Source organism: Saccharomonospora saliphila YIM 90502, from assembly GCF_000383795.1.
Lineage (GTDB): Bacteria > Actinomycetota > Actinomycetes > Mycobacteriales > Pseudonocardiaceae > Saccharomonospora > Saccharomonospora saliphila.
On record NZ_KB912728.1, the window covers coordinates 100,726 to 120,225 of the forward strand.

Genomic DNA, 19,500 nt, shown 5'->3' on the forward strand with positions numbered 1-19,500 from the left:
CGTTGTCGCGGGTGCCGCGTCGGCTGATCAACGGGCGGATCCCTCGCCGCCGCCAGCGCATCGCGATACCTGTCGTAGTCGTAGCCTCGGTCAGCCACGAGGACGTCGGGTGTGCGGCGGGGGTCTGCCTCGCCGTCCCCGCACCGGCGGGATGGCCCCGACCAGCGGCAGAAGTTGAGTGACGTCGCCCGCGGTTACCGCCGGTGAGCCGCACCGCGAGGGGGATGCCCCCGCCGTCGCAGATCACATGGTGCTTCGAGCCGGTCTTGGCCCGGTCGACCGGGCTCGGCCCCCGTGTCCGGCCCCCCTTTTCGCGCGCACGTGCGAAGCATCCACACACGCCCGGGACCAGTCGATGGCCGCGGCCGCGTTCAGCTCCGCCAGCAACACCTCGTGCAACCGGTCGAACACCCCCGCCTCCTGCCAGTCCCGCAACCGCCGCCAACACGTCATGCCCCGAGCCGAAGCCCAGCTCCTGCGGCAGGTCCTCCCACCCCGATCCCGGTGTAGAGCACGAACAAGATGCCCTGCAACACCTGCCGATCCGGCAACGGCTTCGGCCCCGTCCTACCGGCCGGGCGCACCGGCAGCAACGGCTCAATCCGCGACCACAACTCGTCCGACACCACCCACGGCGCAGCCACACCAAGATCATCTCAAACCAAGATCATCAATGTGTTAGGGGCTCTAAGCCACCCGCACTGGGCCGGTGACCGCGCGTCCCGGAGTAGCCTTGTTCGCGACCTGACATCAGGGACTCTCTACTACGGGCTCGACCTGGTTACCGCCCCGATGCCGGTTCTTTGTCAGATGGTGTCATCGTCTGCGAGTCGGCGCGGGCGGCGTGCTCCGTAGGCGAGGCCGTCGGTGACGGTGCGTTCGGCTTCAGCCGTGGTCCAGCCGTGGTGACCGAGGTGTGTGGCTGCGGCGTTGTGTAGTGCGGCGCGGGCGTCGTGCTCGGCGAGTTCCCCTCCGGCCACGAGGCGCCCCAGGGTGACGGCGGCGTGGAGCAAGGTGCGGTGACGCGTCCCCGTCCTGGCGTGGGCGACGGTCGCGGACTCTGCCTGCACGATCCGGGTGATGTAGGCGCCGGTATGTCGTGCGTGGCTCGTGATGGTGGTCGGTGTCATGCGGGGTGGTGGGGCGAGCCGGGTGGCGAGCCACGGAGGCAGTGCGGCGATCGGGGCGCGGTGCATCGGCCGGTAGTACCCTTCCGCCCGGACGGATCCCGCAGCGACGATGTAGCCGCCGGCGCCTCGGGAGTCGATGCGCCACCCGAGGCGCGCCACCGTGCTGCGCAGCGCGAGGTTCTCGGGGGTGCGGAAGTACAGGTGCAGGCCGCCGGTGGGGGTGCGGACGGTATACGTGTCGCCCGGATACGGCTCGCCGACGTCGTGGGCCAGGCGGGCCAGCACGTCGCGGCCGTGGCGGGCCCCGGCCCACTCGTCGGGTGGGTGGTCGCCGTGGGCGTCGTCGAGATCGAGGACGTGTAACCCGCTGGGGCCGCAGGCGATGCCCACGTTGTACGGCAGCGTGTCCCACAGGCGTCGAATGTCGTCGGGGTTGGTGGTCGCGTACGTTTCCCACCCGGCGATGGCGGGTCTCTTGGATCGCGGCCAGAGGGGGAATACGCGGTGCCCGTTAGCGGCGGTCGCCAGGGCCGCTCGCATCAGTCGAGGAAGGCGCGGCGGCGGGCCCGCACGTTCGGTGCGGGGTGTCATAGTGATCTCCTCCGACGTGGGATGGTGGGCCCGTGGTCCGTACCCGGTGCGGGGATGTCCCCGGATAGGGGAATGGTGGCGTGGCCGTACCGGTAAAGGAGGTGGCGTCGCACGATCAGCCCGAGGGTCGGAGGCGGAGGTGTTCGCGGTCGGCGCCCGTGGTGCGGGATCTGGCCGTCCACGGTGAGACACCAGGTGTCGTCGCCGCCGGGGGTGGTTTCCAGCCGGGAAACGACACAGGCGAGTCGGCCGTTGGCGCATCGGAACGTAGCGGTGACTTCGAGGCCGGCGAAGAGGTGCGCGGGACAGGACGGCGGGTCGTCGGGGTGGCGGGTGCAGAGTTCCCGGTGGTGCAGCTCGATCGGGGTGGCCGAGGTGGCCCGGGCGGTTTCGACGAGGACGCCGCGGGCTCCACGAGCCGGGTTCTCCTTCGGCGCCCCACCGTGGGATGTTGCAGTCGACGTCGTCGAACAGGACGTAGCAGCAGCGGCGGTGAGTCAGCACTGTCGTTCGGCCCTCGGGCGAGGTCGGCGTGGGTGTGTCGGGTGGCATGAAACATCTCCAGGTGGGCTGCGTTGTCGGACGGCACGGGGGCTCGTGCGGCTGGGGTGGGTGCGTGCTGCGGCGTTCGGAGCAGCGATGGGGGGACCGGGGTGGTGCGCTACTCCGGCGCGTCGGACTCGTTCTCCGGTTTGGGGTCGGTGGTGTGGGGTGCGGGTGCGTCACTCTCGGCGGGTGTCTCCTCCTCCTGGTCTTCGGCGGCCCGGTCGGCGGCGGCTCGGGCGGCCTGCCCCCGTTCGGCGATCTGGTTGGCGAGTTCGGTGTTGTTCGGGTCGACCGCGCGGGCCACGTCCCACAGGCGGCGTAACGCCTGCGGGTCGCCGTCCGCGGCGCGGATCTCGGTGTCCCAGTCGATCCGCTCTGCCTTGGCTCGGTCGGTGTGCCGCCCGGTCGGCGGGTGCACCTGCCGGTGATGGTGGTCGGTGGCCGTGGAGTCCGCGCGCGCCATCTCCTCGGGGGTGTAGATGCCGGCGAGTCGGCGGGGGAAGGCACGGCGCAGCGCGAGTGCCTCGGCGCACTTGGCGACCATGTGGGTTGCTTTCTCCCGCCAGATGCGTTTCAGTGCCCCGTCGGATCGGTATTCGGCGAACTCGAGGAAGTGGGCGGTGCCGTAGATGGGCACGGCCCAGTCCTTGCGGACGATGCCGACGCGCGCGGCCACGGGCGGGTGGCGGTCGAGCCACACGTCGCACCAGCGGCCGTCGGGTCCGCACCACTCCGGGCCGATCTGGCCGCCGTACTGTCCGTGTTCTTCGGCGATCGTGCGGAGCCCGTCGATCGCGGCTTGGATCGTGTAGCGCTTGTGGCCGAGTTCGGGATCCCACCGGCCGACCAGGTAGATCTGGCGGGAGAACGGGTCGAGCCCGGTGCGTTGGGCGTAGTGCAGGAACACCATGAGGTCGCCGACCGGCGCGTCGGCGAGTCCCAGCTGTTCGAGGGCGGCGCGTTGGCGGGCGGTCCATTCGGTCTGGGTGGGGTCGAGTGCGAGCGCGCCGGAGCGCACGGTGAGTTCGGTGCTCATCAGCGGGTCTTCTTCCTCGATGTGGGGATGTGCAGGCGGCGGTAGGTGTGCGGTCGGGTGAACCTCCGCGCGGTCGCCGGGAACGCGGCTCGGAAGGCTTTCTCGTCGAAGCGGCGGGCGGTGACGGTTCGGTGGGTCAGCACGGGCCGCCCATCGACGAGCAGGGTTTCGGCGTCCCCGGTGAAGGCTTTCAACGCGCGGTCGATGTCGCCGAGGCGTTGGTCGAGGTGTTTGGCGTCGGTTTTGAGGCGGGCGCGTTCGTCGAGCAGTGCGCGCACGTGCGCCGGGTAGGCCGCTTCGGCGGCGGTGCCGGGCACGGCGGTGGGCCAGCGGAGGGCGAGTTCCTCGTCGGTGACCGTGGCCAGGTCGACCGGCGGCGGCACTGTGGTGGTGACGTGGTCGGCCCAGAACCAGTCCGCCCGCGCGGTGATCTTGTCGATGAGGTCTGGGTCGCGGTCGACCGGGCCCCGCAGTTGTGGTGTGGGGTCCTGGTACCAGACGAACCAGGCGTGGGAGCGGCCGGTGACGGCGAGTTGCTGCTGGGCTTGGAGGTAGGCGTGGCGGGCGATGCCGTGGCGCCACTCGGCCGCGGCTGCGGCGAATTGGCCCACGGTTTTGATTTCGAGGACGCCGCCGTCGGCGGTGAGCCGGTCCGGGGTGGTGCGCAGATGGTCACGTGTGCGGGAGACGAGGAGGCCGCATCGGCGCACGGCGATGCCGGTGGTGGTGGTGAACCAGCGGGCGAGGTGTGGTTCGAGCCAGGTGCCGCGGCGGGTGGCGTCGGTGTCGCCGGTGTGGTCGGTGTGCCCGGTTTTGTCGAGCCACAGCCCGTACAGGCTCTGGTACGGGCTCTCGTTGAGCAGGGCGGGGGTGTCGGAGCCGCCGATGCCGAGGCGGCGGGCGGCGAGCCAGTCGGCGCGGTTGCTGTCGGCGGGCAGCAGCAGCCGCGCGGCGGGGGTCGCCCAGTTCGCTGCGTGGCGGGCGGGTCGTGCGGAGCGGGGCGGCGTCGCGGGTGGTGCGGCCGCTGAAGAGGGTGGGGCCATGTGGTGTTGTCCGATCGTTCTCAGGTCGTCGCAAGGGGATGCCTGTCAGGGGGTGGGGCCCTCGGCTGGTCGGGTCGAGGTCCCCACCCGCGGGGTGTCAGGTCGCCAGTGACATCGCCGACAGGGCGAGGTCGTCGAGCGCGTCGGCGCGGTCGACGTCGGCGACGGTCTGGCTGAAGCTGGTGATGGCGTGGGCGATGCCGCCGGCGGTGAGCTGGCCGCCGGCGATGAAGTGGGACAGGACGCCGGCCCGTTCGGTGTCGGTGAAGCCGAGCCGCTTGGCGAGGACGGTGACGGTTTTCTCGGGCTCGGTGACGGGCGCGCCGGCCTGCTGTTCGAGCTGGTTGATCTGGGCGGTCAGGAAATGGGGGGACAACCAGTCGCGCACCGCGTCGCGGGTTTGTGCGGTGAGCACGGCCAGGTGCTTGTTCTGCGTGTCCTGCGACCAGGACACGGGGCCGTTGTCCAGTTTTGCGCCCAGGTGCACCTTGCGGATCGCCAACGCGGGCAGGGTCAGCCCGTTGCGGCAGATCTGCACGTAAAGCTCGGGTTTGAGGGTCACCGACCCGTCGCCGGTTTCGGAGTTGGAGAACCGGAACCCCGCGAACACGACCGGTTCGTCCCCGGCCCGGTAGCCGAGCCCGTCGTCGTGTGCCACGCGGCGCCACCCGTCGAGCCCGGCCGCGACGCGGCGGCGTTCCGCTTCCAGTTCCGGGGTGGCGAACGGGTCGCGGTAACCGGCCAGGAGGTGGGGGGCGAGTTCGGCCACGGTGGGGGAGTACACCTTGCAGTGCATCGACGAGTCCGACAGGTCGCAGGAGCGGACTTCGACCTCGGCCCCGGCTTGCCGCATGCCGTCGAGCACGGCGGTGATCACGTCGAGGTGGTCGATGATGCCGTAGCTGTCGGACAGCAGCGCCCGCATCACACCCGGCTCAGTGTTGTCACCGCGGAACATGCGCAGCAGGAACGACCGGTCGTCGGCCGGGTGGACGACGCTGGTGTGGCCGTGGGTGTCGCGTCGGGTTTTGCCGTGCAGCCACCCGTTGACGTTGGCGTCGTACAGGTCGGGGCGTTCGGCCCGGATCCGGCGCAGGTACTTCAGGGGGATGCCGAGTTTCGCGGCGATCGTGGCGTCGGCGCCGGTGGTGGGCACGTACAGGCCGTTGACCGTGGTGACGCCGTCGGTGTCGACGACCGGGTCGATGTGGGAGAGGGCGATGGCGCCGTCGCGGGAGCGGAGGGCCGTCGCGGGCGCCACGACGTCCACTTTCGCTGCCTGCTGTTGCTGCAGCATGGCCACCATGTCGTGGAGGGTGGCGTTGCGGGCACCGTCGAGGACGGACATGTGTCTACTCCGTTTCGGGATGGCTCGGGCCCCGCCGCGTCGGCGGCGGGGCCCGAGGTCAGGTGGGAAAATGGGGGTTCCGCCGGGCGCGGTGAGTGAGCTGCGCCCGGCGGTGGGTGGTTCACGCGGTGGACGGCTCGTCGGCCTCCGCGTCGTCACCGCTCTCGTCGCCGCTCTCGGTGTCGGTCTCGGCGTCGGTGTCGGATTCCGGGGAGGTCACGAGCTGCTCGACCTCGTGGAGGGGCAGTCCCCACTCGGCGAGTGCGGCGAAGTAGCGCTGTTGCTCGTGGGTTGGGTTGCGCCAGGTGTGCACGCTGGTGGAGGCTTCGAGGGCGGCGAGGACCACGGCGAGGCTGAGCATGGTCGCCTGCTTCGCGCTGGCCCGCTTCAGTTTCTCCTCGAGCGGGTGCGGACCCGCCCCGGGTGCGGGAAGGCCCAGCAGGTCGCATGCCAACGTGTGCCTGTTTTCCATGGCTTTGCGCAGCTCGTCCTGTCCATTGATGAGGGTCTGCGCGAGGAACTGCGCGGCCTGCGGCGGCGGCGTCTTCCGGGTGAGGAGCGTCGCCAGGTTGGCGCGGCGTACTTCCTCGGCCGCGCGCCAGGCCTTGTTGTTCCGGATGACCCGACGACGTTCCGCCTTCTGCTCGTCGGTGAGCGGGCCGTTCGACGAGGAGGGGGTGGTGGCGTGCCATCGGTCCACGTGGCCGTGGCGGGCCCACTCGCGGCACACGTAGACGGCTCGCGCGGTGCCGTGGAACGGGTCGGCGGTGATGTAGGCGGCGTGTCCGGGGCAGGACGCGTGCGCCTCCGGGTCATGCGCCAGCGGTGTCGTGTCCGTTTCGCTGGTGCACAGTCGTGACAGAGGGCGCGTGTCCGCGGGCAGTTGCGCGTCGACGACGGTGACCCCTGCGTGGGCGAGTTCGTCGGCCAGCTGGTGTTGCTGTTCCCGCAGTCGGTATTCCTGTCGCCATTCGGCCAGCCGGTGGTCGAGCTGGTCCGGGTTCCGTTCGAGCGTGTCGATCAGGTCGGTGTAGGCGTCCTCGTGGTCCTCGAAGGACGCCAGCTCGGCGGCTTGCAGCATGCTCAGTTGGTGGTGCGTCTCGAGTGCTTGCGATGCTGCGGGGCTGCGTCGGACGCGGAGCCCGGCCTGGACGGTGTCGACGTCAGTGCTGAGGTGCTGGGCGATCTGGTCCGCGGTCAGTCCGAACAAGGTGAGCCGTTCGAGGTTGCGAGCCTGGTCGGCCTCGCTGTACCCGGCGCGCAGGTTGTTCTCGACGATTTGGTCGATCAGGCGGGAGGCGTCGTCGTCGGTGTCCGCGTGGACGATGACGGGGATGGTGGGGTGGGTGTCGACGGCGCGGACGGCGGCCAGGACGCGGCTGAAGCCGAACCGCACGCGCAGGTTCCCGTCCTCGTCGCGGTCCGCGGCCACTGGTGTTCGGACGCCGTGGTGCCGGACGCTGGCGACCAGGTCCGGCCGGTCGACTTCGATGTCGGTGAGGGTGCGGGAGTTGTCCTCGAGGATCAGGGTGCGGGGGTCGACGTGCACCAGCGTGGGGGTGTGCTCGTTCGGGGAAGGCATCGCGGGTCATTCCTCCGTCGGGATGGGGGTGTCGGCGGGATGCGGCGTGGTGTCGTGGTCCGCGTCCGGCCAGTGCGGCTTGTCGCGCGCCGGGTCGGGGTGTTGGACGTTGTCGACGACCGCGTCGTAGAGCGGGGTGCCCACCCGGGGTTCGGGTGGTGGCGGGTGTGCCGGGGTGAACCACGGGTTGGGTTCGTCTGCGTCTGTCACGGTCACCTCCTCGGTGCGTGTCGGGATTGGGCACGGCGGGCCCGTTCGGGGAGTGAGAGCTCCTGGCGCGCCGTGTCCGCGGGTTGGTGGGCGCACTCGGCCGGGCGTCGGGGTGGGACCTGCGGTCAAGCCGTGACGGCTTGACCGTGGGTCGTGCGCCGACGCAGAGTGCGTCGCCCACCGACACGCCGGACGCGGTGTGGACTCCTGTCGCCGGGCGATGGGTGAGCTGGGGGTCTGTGGTTGCTGGTGTGGGGGAGTGGAAGTGGGCCGTGGTGGAGGGTTGTCCGGTGAGGCGTGCCGGGGGTGTGGTGGTCACTCGCGGTAGGCAGCCTGCTGATTACCAGGCGTAGAAACGATGTACCCCGATTGGGTGTATACCCCTGTTGAGAAGGTGATTCAAGTGACGTTGTGTGTTTAAGTGACGGTGTCGACGGAGACAGTCCGGTGTGGACCGGGGGAGATGGCGACACCGGGCAGCCGACGTCGGCAGGCGCTGGCGGGGGAAGGATCCAGTGCCGACACGAAGGGGGAGTCCGTGCGTCGGCGAAACCTGCACCTGCCGCAGCCGAAGCGCTGCGCAGTCGCCGGTTACACGGGCGTCGGCCCGCTCTTCCCTCGCCAGCCGCCCACGACCATGTCACTGTCCGTGACGAGGGATCGGCTCGACATTGGGGGACACGTTGACCACACCCGACCGCGGCACCGTCGTCCGTGATCCACAACGGCTCTCAGCGGAAGACACCGTTCAACGCGAGAAAGTCACACACGTCATCACCCGGCCCGAGGTGCCTACCCGTATCCTCTCCGGCCTCACGGTGACCATCCAGGCCCAACGCAGCACCATTCCGCATGCCCACCAGGACAGTGAAACGATCGCGCATCTGGTCGACGGCGACACCACCACCGTCTGGCCGGGCGGGGCGGCCCCACTCTCCGACGCCGACGGCGGCATGGTGTACCTGCCCGCCGGCACACCGCACAGCGCTATCAGCGACCACGGCGGCCTGCTCACCGAGGTCCGTACCGACCCCTGGGGCAACGCCGACGTGCAACTCCATCGACAGTCCACACCAGACATCGGCCCGTCCGGCGAAGCGCTGCTCGATGACGGGCCGGCGAGCGGGTACCGGGTCGTGCCTGGAACACGCCACACCACCTCCGGCGGTGACAAGCAGGGACCGGCCTACCGGGCGTTGATCTCCTCGGTGGTCGCCCCGGTTCACACGCTGTCCGCGGGACGCCTCGACCTGCCACCGGGTGGCCGCGTCGACCACGTGTGGGTCCACCGCCGCACCGAACGCATCCTGTACTGCGCCGCGGGAACGCTGGGCCTGTTCTGCGGTGACCAACTCCGACCCCGCGTCCTCGACGAAGGCGCCTTCTTCTGGTCCTGTCCACAAGTCCCGTACTTGATCGTCAACCTCTCGACGACCGAACCGGCCCGCGCGTTCGAATACCGCACGGACCCGCACTTCGACCGCGACCTGTTTCTCGTCACAGGACTGACCAGCCAGGACACCGAACGCAGAATTCAACGTCTGCGCGACATCACCCGGGCAAAGACCGCCCCACTATCGCCGCCGCTGCGCCGCCGCAACACGGTCGAGGGGAGCTGACAATGCCCACGCCGCTGTCGTTCAACCCGCTGGAACCACCCGACCGGGACGACCCGTTCGCCTTCTTCACCCGCAGCCGGACACACCAACCGTTGGTGTTCATCGACGCCATGCAGGCATGGCTGGTCACCCGCTACGACGACTGCGTCCGGGTTTTGTCCGACCCGGATACGTACTCGTCGCGGGGCACGTTGCCGCCGCCGGACACGGTCAACCCGCCCGAAGTACTCGACATCCTCGCGCAGGCACCCGAACCGGGCGTCACCATGCTCACGGTCGATCCACCGCAACACCACCACTACCGGGCGATCGGCCAACGCCTGTTCGGCCGACGACGGCTCCAACAGGCCCTCGCCACCAGCCGCGACCAAGCGCACGTGCTGCTCGACGAGATCACCACCACGCGCCGCGTCGAACTCAACCACCAGTTCACCCGCCCCTACGTCCGCCGCGTGCTGGCGCGACTCCTCGACATCTCCGACAACGACGCGGCCCAGCTCTGCCGCTGGAACGACGACTTCCTACTGCTGATGAGCCCGTACGCCACGACCACGCAGCGCCTCGACGCGGCCCACGGCACGGTCGCCTACCACCACTACGTCCACGACCTCGTCACCAGCAGGGCGCGGCACCCGGGAGACGATATGGTGTCGACGCTCGTCGCGGACGGATTCGACACCGTCCCCCTCGCCGACGCGCGCATGCTTGTCCGCGCCGTGTTCGCGGGAGGGTTCCACACAACCGTCAACGCGATCAACTCGGCCGTGCTGGCGATGCTCGACGCGGGGAACGGCTACTGGCGACACACCGGCGGAGACGCCTCCGAAGCAGGTGTCATGTTCGAGGAAGCACTCCGCCGCGACGCACCACACCGCGGGCTCGTGCGCCTCGTGACACGGCAGACCGAACTGGCAGGTGTGGAGCTGCACCCTGGGGAGCGTGTCCTGCCGATGCTCGGCTCCGCCAACCGGGACGCCACCCAGTTCCACACCCCCGACGCCTTCTGTCCGCACCGCCGCGACGTGCGGGACCACCTCGGCTTCGGGCACGGCGTGCACAAATGCATCGGCGCGCCCCTTGCGCGCCTGCAAGGCCGCGAGGCGCTCCACGCACTCGCGCGCCGACTCCCACACGCCACGGTGGCTCCTGGCTGGGAACGCGAATACGAACCCGAGTACTTCTTCTGGGGACCGCGGACGCTGCCACTCGTGTGGTGACCACAACGACGCCGACACCACTCGTCCGCAGCGTGCCAGAAAAGCGGTGACGACCCGATGGCGTACCCGGCCCCTGACCACCATGGCCAGCCCGTAGTCCATGGGCTGCCAGTGCCCACCCTCGTGGCCGACTCGACCGACCCTCCGTGCCTGTTCTGGGTGGCTCGGATCGACGCCTGCGGCGTCATCTCGATCAAGTCGGCTCTCGTGGTAACTGGGTGGTCGACGGGAACACCACTGAGCTACACCTCAGACCCCGACGTCATACGAGTGGAGCCGAACAGGACTGGCGGGCATGTCGTTCTGAATCGCGGTAGAATAGGAATTCCTAGCGCACTGAGGCGTCGGTGTTCTATCCATGCTGGTGACAGTCTGTTGGTCACCGTGAACGAGGAGAAAAGACGTCTGCTGATCTACCACGGTGCACTCATTCAAGAACTGCTAAAAAGGTATCACCTCGCGTTGTTTGCGCCGAGCTAGCGCGTCCACTGACGAGTTGCCATCAACGTCGTGAGTGTGGGTGCATGATCCCGAGCGGTACAACCACCGGCTTCGCCTGGTGACGAATCAGTCGTCGCAGTCCGCCTCGAACAGCTCGTACGCCTTGTGTTCGGCTTCCTCCGGGTCGGCGGCGACGACGGATTCGGCGACCCGCTGATAGCCACCCTCGTCGCCGGAGTCGGTGTCGAGGCAGTCGATCTCGCCTGCGGCGACGGCGGCGATGAGGGTTTCGCTGTCGCCATCGTTGGTGCGCAGCCCGAACACGGTCCAGGGGTGTGGGCGGGTTCGCAGGCGCTGCACTGCCTGGTCGGGATCATCGTCAGGGTGCAGGCCGATGCTGGGCAGCCAGACGTTGAGCACGTCGACGACGTCGGCGCCGGGCCACGCCCCATCGGGTTCTTCGACGGCTTTCAGTCGACGGAACAGGTTGGTGATCGCGGTGCCTTCGGTGCTGTCGGGGTTGATCCAGGTCTGGGCGTCCTCGTCGTTCGCCGTCGCCTGACGGGCGTGGTCGCCGTGGACGTCTAAACGGTCCTTTTCGCTGGTCATCGGAGGGTTCCTTGTCGCTCGGAATCGGGAATGTCCGCTCCCAGCGGGCCGGGTTGGTTCTTCCGTGCCCGCGGTGCGGGGTATGGGGAGTCGGGTCGTTTCGGCCAGGTCAGAGTTGAGGTCGCCGTGCTCGTCGGTGAGGTTGTCAGCGACGTAGCCGGGGTTGATGCGGATGACGGTGGCCTCGCCGTCGTCGACGTTGCGCCGGATCGTGCTGCTGCCGGTCTGGATCACTGTGTCGACGGTCGCGTCGTCGGGCGTGTCCTGCGGCCCGGTGGTGGTCCTCCCTGCCATCCGGCGGGTACGGGTGTGCCCAGCAACGGCGTTTGAAAGCTTCCGCTGAGGTCGAGGTGCTGGTGTCCAGCCGCGTGCGGAGGTCGGCGGCGCGGCGTTGTGCGTAGCCCTCGCTCGGCAGTTCGCCTGCGGCGGTGTTTCCGGCCAGGGTCATCCGCAGAAGAGACGCCGTCGCGGGGTTGGACCTGCTGGTCGGCTGGGGACGTCAGCTGGTCGGTGAAGCGCCTGGGCACCGCCTTCACAGTGGGACCTGCCCGGCCGAGGTGTGCTTACTTTCGACGAGCACCGACTTGCTGGGGGCGCAGCGACCAGGCGTAACGCCGGTTGGGCTTGCGTTCCACCGACATCTCGCACGCTGCGCAGGTGCGGATGATGTCGCCGCGGAGGACCCCCCTTGTGGCGCATCAGACATCCTCGTCGAGTGCGATAGCGCCGCTCTGCGCGGTTTGCTGGGCCCAGCGCCGGATCCACCGCGCCGCTTGCGGTGACGCCTGCGTGGCGCACTGTTCCTGCTGGTGCAGCCATTCCTGGTGGTGGCCGCGACGGAGTAGCCGGGCGTCCGGGTCGAGCTCGTAGTATGTGACGGCGGCGGCTTCATGGCCGTCGACGACGATCACTTCGTGCGGGCGGCCGTCGCCGTCGTAGCCGACGACCATTTCCGTTGATGTGCTCATCATCTCGGTCCTTTCACTTCGGATTTCCGGGTGCGGGCCGGGACGTTCGTCGTGTCCTCGATCTTCGCCGGTCGGGGGGTACCGGCGGGCGTGCAGCCGTCGGGTGATCTGGTCGGAGGTGACGGTGGCCAGTTCGCTGACCGGGAAGTCGCCGAAGGGTGCCGAGTGCCTGGCGTACTGGTTGCTGGGGTGTACACGCGCAGCTGGCCGCCGGTGAACAGATTCAGCCACTTGTAGCCATATCGGTGTCTTCGCCGAGGTCGCCGTCCAACGGTTCCTCGTCGGCGTCGAGATCGGTGCAGTAGAAGCTGACGCCGTCATGGCGTTCGGTGTGTGACGGGCGGCAGGCTGACTTCGTCACCGAGGCCGGGCTGGTCGGCGTACTCGGCGCTGGCGGCGGCCGGATCGATCGCGGACCACTCCCGGCTGAGGAGTTCGGTCGCGAGCTGTTCGGCGGCCTAGTCGAGGCAGGCGGGCCGTGCGCAGTCGTGGTGGTGGCCCAGCCACGGGCGGGCCAGGGGCAGGTAGCCGAGCTCGGCCAGCAGCTCCGAAGCCGAGCGCTTCGGTGCAGTCCAGGTGTGCGCCGCTGCGCCCGCACTGCGACTCGGAGACGGCGAGCGCCTCCAGAACGGCCGCCAGGCCGCTGCTGAGCAGTTCGCGGCGCAGGTGAGGATCCCTGCCGTTGTGCATGGTCTCCCTTACTCGGGATTTCAGTGGTGGAACACCGGGCTTGGCCGGTACCGGGCGCGCGAAAGCGAGGCCGTGCGGGCCGGCGAGCTCGGAGGCGGGAAGGGAACAGGTCAGGGCCGGTTCGCTGCGAGGGTGGAGCGGCGGTGCCGGAGGTCGACGCGGATGATCGGTCGGCCCTGATCCCAGGCATGGCGCATGGTCGAAACTGTTCCACCGGAGCGGCGGGCGGGGTCGTGCGCGGCGACCAGGGCGTCACCGTCGGCGACCAGGCGCGCGTTCCGCTGGTGCAGGAGCGCGACGCTGTAGCGCTGGCCGAGCGTGATTAGCCGGTCGGCCCGGTGCCGGGCGGCGGCCAGCCGGTCCCGCCACTGCTGCGGCCACCGGGCGTCCTGGTCGGGGAAAGGCAGGTAGAGCCAGGTCGCCAGCCCGGCGCTGTGGGCCGCCTCGGCCCACAGCAGGTCCACGCCCGCCGCGCCGCCGCTGAGAGCGATCTCGGTGCCGTGCTCGTCGCGCAACCGTGCGGCGATCCGGGCGAGATCGTCGGACAGCCACTGCTGGCTGCCGGGCGGCAGGTATTGCGGCCGGTGACCGGTGCAGGCGACGTTCCTCCAAATGGTGGCGTGATCCATCGCGGTCCTTCCCTTCGGCGGCGCCCGGAGTTCTCCGGGCGGCCCCGCCGTGGCCGGTGGGGCGCACTCGTCCCGGCCCCGGCGTCGGGGAAGGGGGTCAAGCCGCACGCTTCTCGCGGCTTGACCCCCGGCCGGCGCCGGGGCAGAGTGCGCACGCCCCACCGGCCCTCGCGGGATTACGCCCGCGGCCGCGGTGGCCACTGGCGGACCTGGATGATGTCGCCGCGACGTTCGACGACGGTGCCTAACGGCCAGCTGGCGGCGGTGGCGAGCAGGTCGTCGGCCTGGTCGTCGATGCCGGCTGGGTCTTCGCCGTCCTGGAGGAATCCGGCGTCGCGGGAGCTGGCCGCCATCCGGGCGGAGGTAGTCGTCGCGGGCCATGACCATCTCGACGACGACGGCTGTGGTAGTGGCCTTGTGGCTGCGGAGGCCGGCGAAGGCACGGCCGCAGCCGCCGTCGGGGTTGCCACGATCGCGATCGCAGACCGAGGCGAGGATGACCAGCTCGCCGTCACCAACGGAGACGAAGTCGTTGCTGCGCTGGCCTAGGGTGCGGCGGGTGGCCATGAGGACTGGAAGCAGCGGCAACTGCTGGTGGTTTCGTGTGATCCACGGTGATCTCCGGTGCGCGTCGCGGCGCGCATGCCGCGGACGTCAAGCAGGAATAAGCTCGGCGTCCTGGAGTCGGGTCAGGACGCCGAGCCGATGGCAGGAACGGGTCGGGTCAGGCGGTCACGAACTCGCTGGATTCGCCCTGCCGGAACAGCTGCGTGATCAGCTCCGCAGCTGCGGGGCTCGCGTCGGCGGCGTGCTCGGCCGCGAGCGCGCGCCAGTCGCTGAGCACCCAGCCTCGGCCTGGATCGACGTCCGTGAGTTCGGCGAGGATCGGCACGCCGTCGACGAAGACGTGCACCTCGGTTGCGCTGTCTGGGTCGCGGTTCGTGACGACTTCCACCCGCGGTTCGTCCGGTCCGGGCGGGGTGGTCGTGTGGTGCTCGACGACACGGCGGTCGGGCAGGGTGACCCGAAACAGCTCGATCGGCCCGGAGCTGTTGGGGCGGGACCAGTCCGGCCGCTGATCGGCGACGTCGGTGATCTCCGCGCCAGCCAGGGCCTGGCCAACGGTCTCGGCGATGACTTCGGCTGCCTGCTTCCAGGTGGCCCCGTTGGCGTAGTGGAACTCGGCGAGCGGGTCCAGGGCCTGGTGGTCGTGCCATAGCAGCGTGCCGTCGGCGGCGTGGATGGCTTCCAGCCACATCTCGTTCTGGAAGTCGAATAGGTGCCGGGCGAGATCGATCGAGGCGGCCTCGGGCAGCGCGGCCGTGACGATGCGGGCCACGTTGATCAGCTGCGTCTGATGGTACTCAGCCCGTGCGGCGTTGAGCCTCGCTTCGGCCCGGTCGCGGTGCTGGGCCAGCGGCTCCTCAGAATTCAGGGGCAGGCAGACGTTCACGTGCATCACGGTTCCTTCTCACACGAATCTCGGGCGAGGTAGTCGGTTTCCGCCCGCGAACACCGCAAGCGCTGTTCACAGCAGCGCTCGATGGTGAACGCACGAAGCCGGGCCCGGCTCGATCGGGCCCGGCAGGTGGCAGCGGGCGATCAGGTCACATCCGGGTCGCCGCAGGGCCCCTGCAGCGCCGGAAAAAGCAGCATTCGAGATCGACTTGGCGCCGGTTGGTGTGTATCTCGGCTGATGCCGCTCGACACGGGGCGGGCCGGAGCCACAAGCCAGCCACAGCGCGAAGTTCGGAGCGAGGAACGAGCGGAGAAGTTCGCGCGGGGCTTGTGGCGGAGGCACGTCCCGCGTAGGCATCAACTCAGCCGAGATGCACACCAACCGGCGGGGCCAACCGTGCACACCTACCGGGCGGGGAGGCCGACTTCCCGGGATGCGTTGGAGCGTGCTCGTAACTGTAGTTGCCGGGTTGTTCCTGATCGCTGGTATGGCTTTGTCTTTAGCAGGGACCGATGGATGTCAGAACCCGCTTCACAGAATTAGCTCTCGCCTCTGCTGCTCGTCGCTCAGATCAGCCCGGTAATGCCACGTGACCTCAATGCGATCCGTATATGACCCGAACGTCCGCAGGATTATGTATGGCTCGGCGTGGTCCGACGGGAACTCGTCCAAACCCACATTTCCCCTGATGTGCACATCACCGGCACTGACACGCACCCCATACGCCGAGTCGGTGCCCGCATTGGTCAGCATCCACCGGTCCTTGCCGAGATCCTCTAGTGACCAGCGGACTCGGCTACGATCGGCATCAGCCACCTCATCGGCTCGCCGCGCCCGCTCGATAGCCGCCGTCTCCGCCGCTGCCTCAGCCGATTGGGCGGCCGACATTTCAGACCGCTCTGCAGAGCCAGCCGACCGCTCCGCTGCCTGCGCCGACCGGTCAGCCGCCATCTTCTGACCACGCGAATACCACAACGCTCCAGCAGAAATCAGCGCCGCCACACACGACACCACAAACGCCGCAATCTCCATAGCGGCACATTCAAGCAGCCACGCCACCACACCCGGTATCCCCACACCATCCGACACACAGGCCACAACCCCCGCGCAACCCACTACGCCAGCTCCAGGAACATTCGGGTCCACCAGGGCTCTCCCGCGCCGGAAGCGCCAAACACGCCCCGCTCACGCATTGGGCAGTTTAAGAGCCCCTAAGAGCCCCTAACACATTGATGATCTTGGTTTGAGATGATCTTGGTGTGGCTGCGCCGTGGGTGGTGTCGGACGAGTTGTGGTCGCGGATTGAGCCGTTGCTGCCGGTGCGCCCGGCCGGTAGGACGGGGCCGAAGCCGTTGCCGGATCGGCAGGTGTTGCAGGGCATCTTGTTCGTGCTCTACACCGGGATCGGGTGGGAGGACCTGCCGCAGGAGCTGGGCTTCGGGCTCGGGGCATGACGTGTTGGCGGCGGCTGCGGGACTGGCAGGAGGCGGGGTGTTCGACCGGTTGCACGAGGTGTTGCTGGCGGAGCTGAACGCGGCCGCGGCCATCGACTGGTCCCGGGCGTGTGTGGATGCTTCGCACGTGCGCGCGAAAAGGGGGGCCCGGACACGGGGCCGAGCCCGGTCGACCGGGCCAAGACCGGCTCCAAGCACCATGTGATCTGCGACGGCGGGGGCATCCCCCTCGCCGTGCGGCTCACCGGCGGCAACCGCAACGACATCACCCAGCTTCTGCCGCTGGTCGGGGCCATCCCACCGGTACGGGGACGGCGAGGCAGGCCCCGCCGCAAACCTGACGTGCTCGTGGCCGACCGGGGCTACGACCACGACACCTACCGCGATGCGCTGCGGCGGCGAGGGATCCGCCCGTTGATCAGCCGACGCGGCACCCGCGACAACGTCCAGGCAGCACGGTGGGTCGTCGAACAGACCCTCGCCCTGCTGCACCAGTTCCGCCGCCTGGCCACCCGGTGGGAACGCCGCACCGACATCCACCACGGCCTCCTCACCCTCGCCACCAGCATCATCTGCTGGCGCCGACTCCCCAACCGAATACGTTAGGAGCTCTAAGTCAATTATTTCCGGACCGACTCCAATTACGGCGTAGCCACACCAAGACCATCCCAGCCCACAATCAAGAGCATGTTAGGGACCTGAGCAGGTTGACGATCAAGGCATGCGCAACGATGCTCCACGCTGGCCAGTGGTCACGGTCTACTCGTTTTGGTTGAACCGGCTTTTGCGTGGCGCGGCGCTGGCCATCGTGCGATGGTCGCCGTCGAGGCAGTCGGCATGTAGCCAGTCCCGTGCGAGTCGGTCCGCGAAACCGGGACGCCACTGGTGTAGCCAGTGCTGCGCATCGCGTACGCTCGCTGCGGCACCCATATTCGCGGCGCGCCAACTGTAGGTAAGGGCGGCTATCTCCATCGCCAGCCCGGGATGTCGATGCCAGCAGGGCGGGATGCGCTTCGCCCTACCTCCCTCGTTGCCGACGAAGGTCTCGTTGTACCAGGCGACGAAATTTTCCACGGTGACGCGCGGATCCTCAGTCGGCTCGTCGTCAGCGGTCTTCGGTGGAGCGAACCACACCCATGGTGCGGGTTCGTCAACTTCATGACGCTCGTTCTCCGACGTAGTAGTTGAGCTGGTGCGCGAGAGTCGATCGACCGTAGTTTCGAGATTGCGCAGGCGCTGCACCACGGTCCCGACGAGTGCTGTGACCTGGGCGATCTGCGCGTCCCGATCGTCAACTCCGTGCTGGTCTTGTTCGGTGCTGTGGCCCGCGCTCTCAGGTGGCTCCATGGGCGTGATCCTTCCCGTCGTGGGCCTGCGGGGTCTTGGCCGAAGCGCGCCCGGTTGGGGTCACCGGCACGTCCCCGCGGCGGACAGCGGTGACATGGTTCTTGATCCGCGGCCAGTTGCGGCGCTTCGCCACGTCGACCGTGCGCGCCAGGATCGGGGCAAGATGCCGGTGTATGACCAGCACCCGGCCTCTGCGGATGCCGCGCACGTCGCCCGGCCGGAAGGTGGGGACCGTCTCGGACCCGACCGCGGTGCGTCCCCGCCCCAGTAGCCCATCTGATTGGTGCTGGTGCCGCCGCCGGTCATGGTGCCCGGTCAGCATCGACACCCACTCCAATGTGCGCTGGTCCTTGATCCCGCCCCACACGCTCAACGTCGTGGTGTTGTCCAACAGTTGGCGGGTGCGCTGCGGGGTGAACGCGTCCTCCAGCGCCGCCAGCGACTGTGCACCCCAGTGGATCAGCACTCCCCGACCGGCCGAATCCGAGATGATCTCCGGTAGTTGTGGGACCGGGGTCGCGTTGGTGACCTCGTCCAGGATCGCCGTGGCCGGCGGGTCCAGCCGGCGAGCAGTGGTGTGTGGGGCCATCTGTTGCGCTGTGCTCAGCCAATGCTCGACCAGCGCCGTCAGGATCGGCGCGGCCGACACCGCCCGCTGCTGCCCCGCGATCAGATACAGCGAACCGCGGTCGCCGATGAAAGTTTGCACGTCGACCCCTTCCCCCGGACGTGGGGTGCATAGCCTTCGCAGCCGCTCGTCCAGGAACGGTTCGATGACCCGCCGCACCGACATCCACACCGCGTCCGAGGTCTCCGCGACCATGCCGATTTCGGAGCGGAGGTTGCGGGCATGTTCCCCGAGGCCTGCCTGGTGCAGCAGCTGCACCGGTTCCTGGTCGGCGGGCTTCGACATCGCCCAGCGCACCAGGTCCCCGACGTCGCGGTGGTGCGTCGCTGCCGCGAGGAAGTAGGCCTGCAACACCACCTTGGCCCGCTCCCGGAACACCTTGTCGTTGCCCGTGACCTGCGCCAACCCGACCGACGCGGCGTCCACCATGGTGTGCGCCCGGCGGAACGCGGTCTCGACGTCGTCGCACCCCTCCAACGGGGACCAGAACAGGCGCGCGGGCCACGACACCGAACCGGTCGCGTCATACACCAACACCGGGCCCGCCCCGGCGCGCTCGGTGCGCAGCAGCGCCGACAGCTCCAGCAGGTCCGGCTTCGTCGTCGAACACAGCAACGCGCCCGGCGCGGCGATCGCCTTGTGCACCAGGTCGCGCCGGGTCTTGCCGGACTGGGTGGGCGCTACCGTGCCCGTGGGGTTCTCCAGCGGGGTGCACATCGGCACGCGGTGCGGGCTCTCGTGCAGCGGCGCGGCGACCTCCTCCAGTTCGGCGTGCCGCACCTGCGCCCGGGTCAGGCTTGGCCGTGTCCACGCGGCGGTCGCCCGCGCCGCAGGCAGCGACAGCTCCCGGCGGATCTCCTCGGGGCGGGCATGGCCCGGCTGGGTGGGGCCGAACCGCCGCCACAGCCACACCCCCGCGCAGGACACGGCCGCGCCCACCGTGATGACCAGAG

General features: G+C 69.1%; 19 protein-coding genes and 2 pseudogenes. 4 read left to right on the top strand and 17 right to left on the bottom strand.

What is annotated here, in order from left to right; all coding sequences use genetic code 11:
- The 7 genes and pseudogenes from SACSA_RS26970 to SACSA_RS0119515 form a co-directional block, all read right to left on the bottom strand.
- Positions 1–629: pseudogene (locus tag SACSA_RS26970) on the bottom strand (IS5 family transposase); the annotation flags it as partial.
- A 177-nt stretch (positions 630–806) separates the two neighbouring features.
- A complete protein-coding gene (locus tag SACSA_RS0119490) occupies positions 807–1,721 on the bottom strand; it encodes a bifunctional DNA primase/polymerase (RefSeq protein WP_232213019.1) in 915 nt (304 codons plus the stop codon).
- 661 nt (positions 1,722–2,382) lie between these two features.
- Positions 2,383–3,303 carry a phage recombination protein Bet gene (gene bet, locus SACSA_RS24200; protein ID WP_019819444.1) on the bottom strand — a complete coding sequence of 307 codons (921 nt, stop codon included), beginning with the start codon at positions 3,301–3,303 and terminating at the stop codon, positions 2,383–2,385.
- Positions 3,303–4,346 carry a YqaJ viral recombinase family nuclease gene (locus tag SACSA_RS0119500; RefSeq protein WP_019819445.1) on the bottom strand — a complete coding sequence of 348 codons (1,044 nt, stop codon included), beginning with the start codon at positions 4,344–4,346 and terminating at the stop codon, positions 3,303–3,305. Before SACSA_RS0119500 ends, bet begins: the two co-directional genes overlap by 1 nt.
- Before the next feature lie 97 nt (positions 4,347–4,443).
- Complete coding sequence (locus SACSA_RS0119505; RefSeq protein WP_019819447.1) at positions 4,444–5,694, bottom strand: hypothetical protein; 1,251 nt, start codon at positions 5,692–5,694, stop codon at positions 4,444–4,446.
- Between the two features lie 121 nt (positions 5,695–5,815).
- The gene (locus SACSA_RS0119510; RefSeq protein WP_019819449.1) at positions 5,816–7,276 is read right to left on the bottom strand and encodes a ParB/RepB/Spo0J family partition protein; all 1,461 of its coding nucleotides are present in this window, start codon (positions 7,274–7,276) and stop codon (positions 5,816–5,818) included.
- Positions 7,277–7,282: 6 nt separating this feature from the next.
- A complete protein-coding gene (locus SACSA_RS0119515; protein ID WP_019819451.1) occupies positions 7,283–7,486 on the bottom strand; it encodes a hypothetical protein in 204 nt (67 codons plus the stop codon).
- 788 nt (positions 7,487–8,274) lie between these two features.
- Here SACSA_RS0119515 and SACSA_RS0119520 point away from each other — a divergent pair.
- Both SACSA_RS0119520 and SACSA_RS0119525 read left to right on the top strand, forming a co-directional pair.
- Complete coding sequence (locus SACSA_RS0119520; protein WP_157597030.1) at positions 8,275–9,105, top strand: cupin domain-containing protein; 831 nt, start codon at positions 8,275–8,277, stop codon at positions 9,103–9,105.
- A 2-nt stretch (positions 9,106–9,107) separates the two neighbouring features.
- Positions 9,108–10,322 (top strand): cytochrome P450, encoded by a 1,215-nt coding sequence (locus SACSA_RS0119525; protein WP_019819453.1) that lies wholly within the window; start codon positions 9,108–9,110, stop codon positions 10,320–10,322.
- A 567-nt stretch (positions 10,323–10,889) separates the two neighbouring features.
- Here the strand turns inward: SACSA_RS0119525 and SACSA_RS0119530 are convergent.
- The 8 genes and pseudogenes from SACSA_RS0119530 to SACSA_RS25440 all read right to left on the bottom strand — a co-directional run bounded on the left by SACSA_RS0119530 (position 10,890) and on the right by SACSA_RS25440 (position 16,150).
- A complete protein-coding gene (locus tag SACSA_RS0119530; RefSeq protein WP_019819454.1) occupies positions 10,890–11,666 on the bottom strand; it encodes a hypothetical protein in 777 nt (258 codons plus the stop codon).
- 404 nt (positions 11,667–12,070) lie between these two features.
- Complete coding sequence (locus tag SACSA_RS26975) at positions 12,071–12,340, bottom strand: hypothetical protein (RefSeq protein WP_157597032.1); 270 nt, start codon at positions 12,338–12,340, stop codon at positions 12,071–12,073.
- A gap of 223 nt (positions 12,341–12,563) precedes the next feature.
- A complete protein-coding gene (locus SACSA_RS26980) occupies positions 12,564–12,701 on the bottom strand; it encodes a hypothetical protein (RefSeq protein WP_157597034.1) in 138 nt (45 codons plus the stop codon).
- Positions 12,702–13,140: 439 nt separating this feature from the next.
- Complete coding sequence (locus SACSA_RS0119540; RefSeq protein ID WP_019819457.1) at positions 13,141–13,659, bottom strand: LOG family protein; 519 nt, start codon at positions 13,657–13,659, stop codon at positions 13,141–13,143.
- A gap of 176 nt (positions 13,660–13,835) precedes the next feature.
- Positions 13,836–14,012: a DUF7715 family protein gene (locus SACSA_RS25435; RefSeq protein WP_019819458.1), complete on the bottom strand. Its 177-nt coding sequence runs from the start codon at positions 14,010–14,012 to the stop codon at positions 13,836–13,838.
- A 16-nt stretch (positions 14,013–14,028) separates the two neighbouring features.
- Positions 14,029–14,226, bottom strand: a pseudogene (locus tag SACSA_RS27265) (DUF7715 family protein); the annotation flags it as partial.
- A 157-nt stretch (positions 14,227–14,383) separates the two neighbouring features.
- Positions 14,384–15,118: a hypothetical protein gene (locus SACSA_RS23880; RefSeq protein ID WP_019819461.1), complete on the bottom strand. Its 735-nt coding sequence runs from the start codon at positions 15,116–15,118 to the stop codon at positions 14,384–14,386.
- A gap of 531 nt (positions 15,119–15,649) precedes the next feature.
- The gene (locus tag SACSA_RS25440; RefSeq protein ID WP_019819463.1) at positions 15,650–16,150 is read right to left on the bottom strand and encodes a hypothetical protein; all 501 of its coding nucleotides are present in this window, start codon (positions 16,148–16,150) and stop codon (positions 15,650–15,652) included.
- Positions 16,151–16,377: 227 nt separating this feature from the next.
- Here SACSA_RS25440 and SACSA_RS27070 point away from each other — a divergent pair, with 227 nt between their 5' ends.
- Together SACSA_RS27070 and SACSA_RS27075 are read left to right on the top strand one after the other, a co-directional pair.
- Entirely contained in the window at positions 16,378–16,572 is a 195-nt protein-coding gene (locus SACSA_RS27070; RefSeq protein WP_269634824.1) for a transposase, read from the top strand.
- A 108-nt stretch (positions 16,573–16,680) separates the two neighbouring features.
- Positions 16,681–17,178, top strand: a complete 498-nt coding sequence (locus SACSA_RS27075; protein WP_269634825.1) for an IS5 family transposase — start codon at positions 16,681–16,683, stop codon at positions 17,176–17,178.
- Positions 17,179–17,331: 153 nt separating this feature from the next.
- On the opposite strand, the gene SACSA_RS25445 is transcribed toward SACSA_RS27075, so the two are convergent.
- Positions 17,332–17,919 (bottom strand): hypothetical protein, encoded by a 588-nt coding sequence (locus SACSA_RS25445; protein ID WP_157597036.1) that lies wholly within the window; start codon positions 17,917–17,919, stop codon positions 17,332–17,334.
- Positions 17,906–19,500 (bottom strand): type IV secretory system conjugative DNA transfer family protein (locus tag SACSA_RS23890; RefSeq protein ID WP_019819468.1); only part of this gene is annotated, 1,595 nt, incomplete at its 5' end. The genes SACSA_RS23890 and SACSA_RS25445, both read right to left, overlap by 14 nt.

Excerpts from the sequence above, each read along its gene's own strand:
- SACSA_RS0119490 (WP_232213019.1), bottom strand. The coding sequence starts at position 1,721 with ATGACACCCCGCACCGAACGTGCGGGCCCGCCGCCGCGCCTTCCTCGA.
- SACSA_RS0119510 (WP_019819449.1), bottom strand. The coding sequence starts at position 7,276 with ATGCCTTCCCCGAACGAGCACACCCCCACGCTGGTGCACGTCGACCCC.
- bet (WP_019819444.1), bottom strand. The coding sequence starts at position 3,303 with ATGAGCACCGAACTCACCGTGCGCTCCGGCGCGCTCGCACTCGACCCC.
- SACSA_RS25445 (WP_157597036.1), bottom strand. The coding sequence starts at position 17,919 with ATGGAGCCACCTGAGAGCGCGGGCCACAGCACCGAACAAGACCAGCAC.
- SACSA_RS25440 (WP_019819463.1), bottom strand. The coding sequence starts at position 16,150 with ATGGAGATTGCGGCGTTTGTGGTGTCGTGTGTGGCGGCGCTGATTTCT.
- SACSA_RS26975 (WP_157597032.1), bottom strand. The coding sequence starts at position 12,340 with ATGAGCACATCAACGGAAATGGTCGTCGGCTACGACGGCGACGGCCGC.
- SACSA_RS0119540 (WP_019819457.1), bottom strand. The coding sequence starts at position 13,659 with ATGGATCACGCCACCATTTGGAGGAACGTCGCCTGCACCGGTCACCGG.
- SACSA_RS25435 (WP_019819458.1), bottom strand. The coding sequence starts at position 14,012 with ATGGCGGCCAGCTCCCGCGACGCCGGATTCCTCCAGGACGGCGAAGAC.
- SACSA_RS0119525 (WP_019819453.1), top strand. The coding sequence starts at position 9,108 with ATGCCCACGCCGCTGTCGTTCAACCCGCTGGAACCACCCGACCGGGAC.
- SACSA_RS23880 (WP_019819461.1), bottom strand. The coding sequence starts at position 15,118 with ATGCACGTGAACGTCTGCCTGCCCCTGAATTCTGAGGAGCCGCTGGCC.
- SACSA_RS0119530 (WP_019819454.1), bottom strand. The coding sequence starts at position 11,666 with ATGGCAGGGAGGACCACCACCGGGCCGCAGGACACGCCCGACGACGCG.
- SACSA_RS0119505 (WP_019819447.1), bottom strand. The coding sequence starts at position 5,694 with ATGTCCGTCCTCGACGGTGCCCGCAACGCCACCCTCCACGACATGGTG.
- SACSA_RS0119500 (WP_019819445.1), bottom strand. The coding sequence starts at position 4,346 with ATGGCCCCACCCTCTTCAGCGGCCGCACCACCCGCGACGCCGCCCCGC.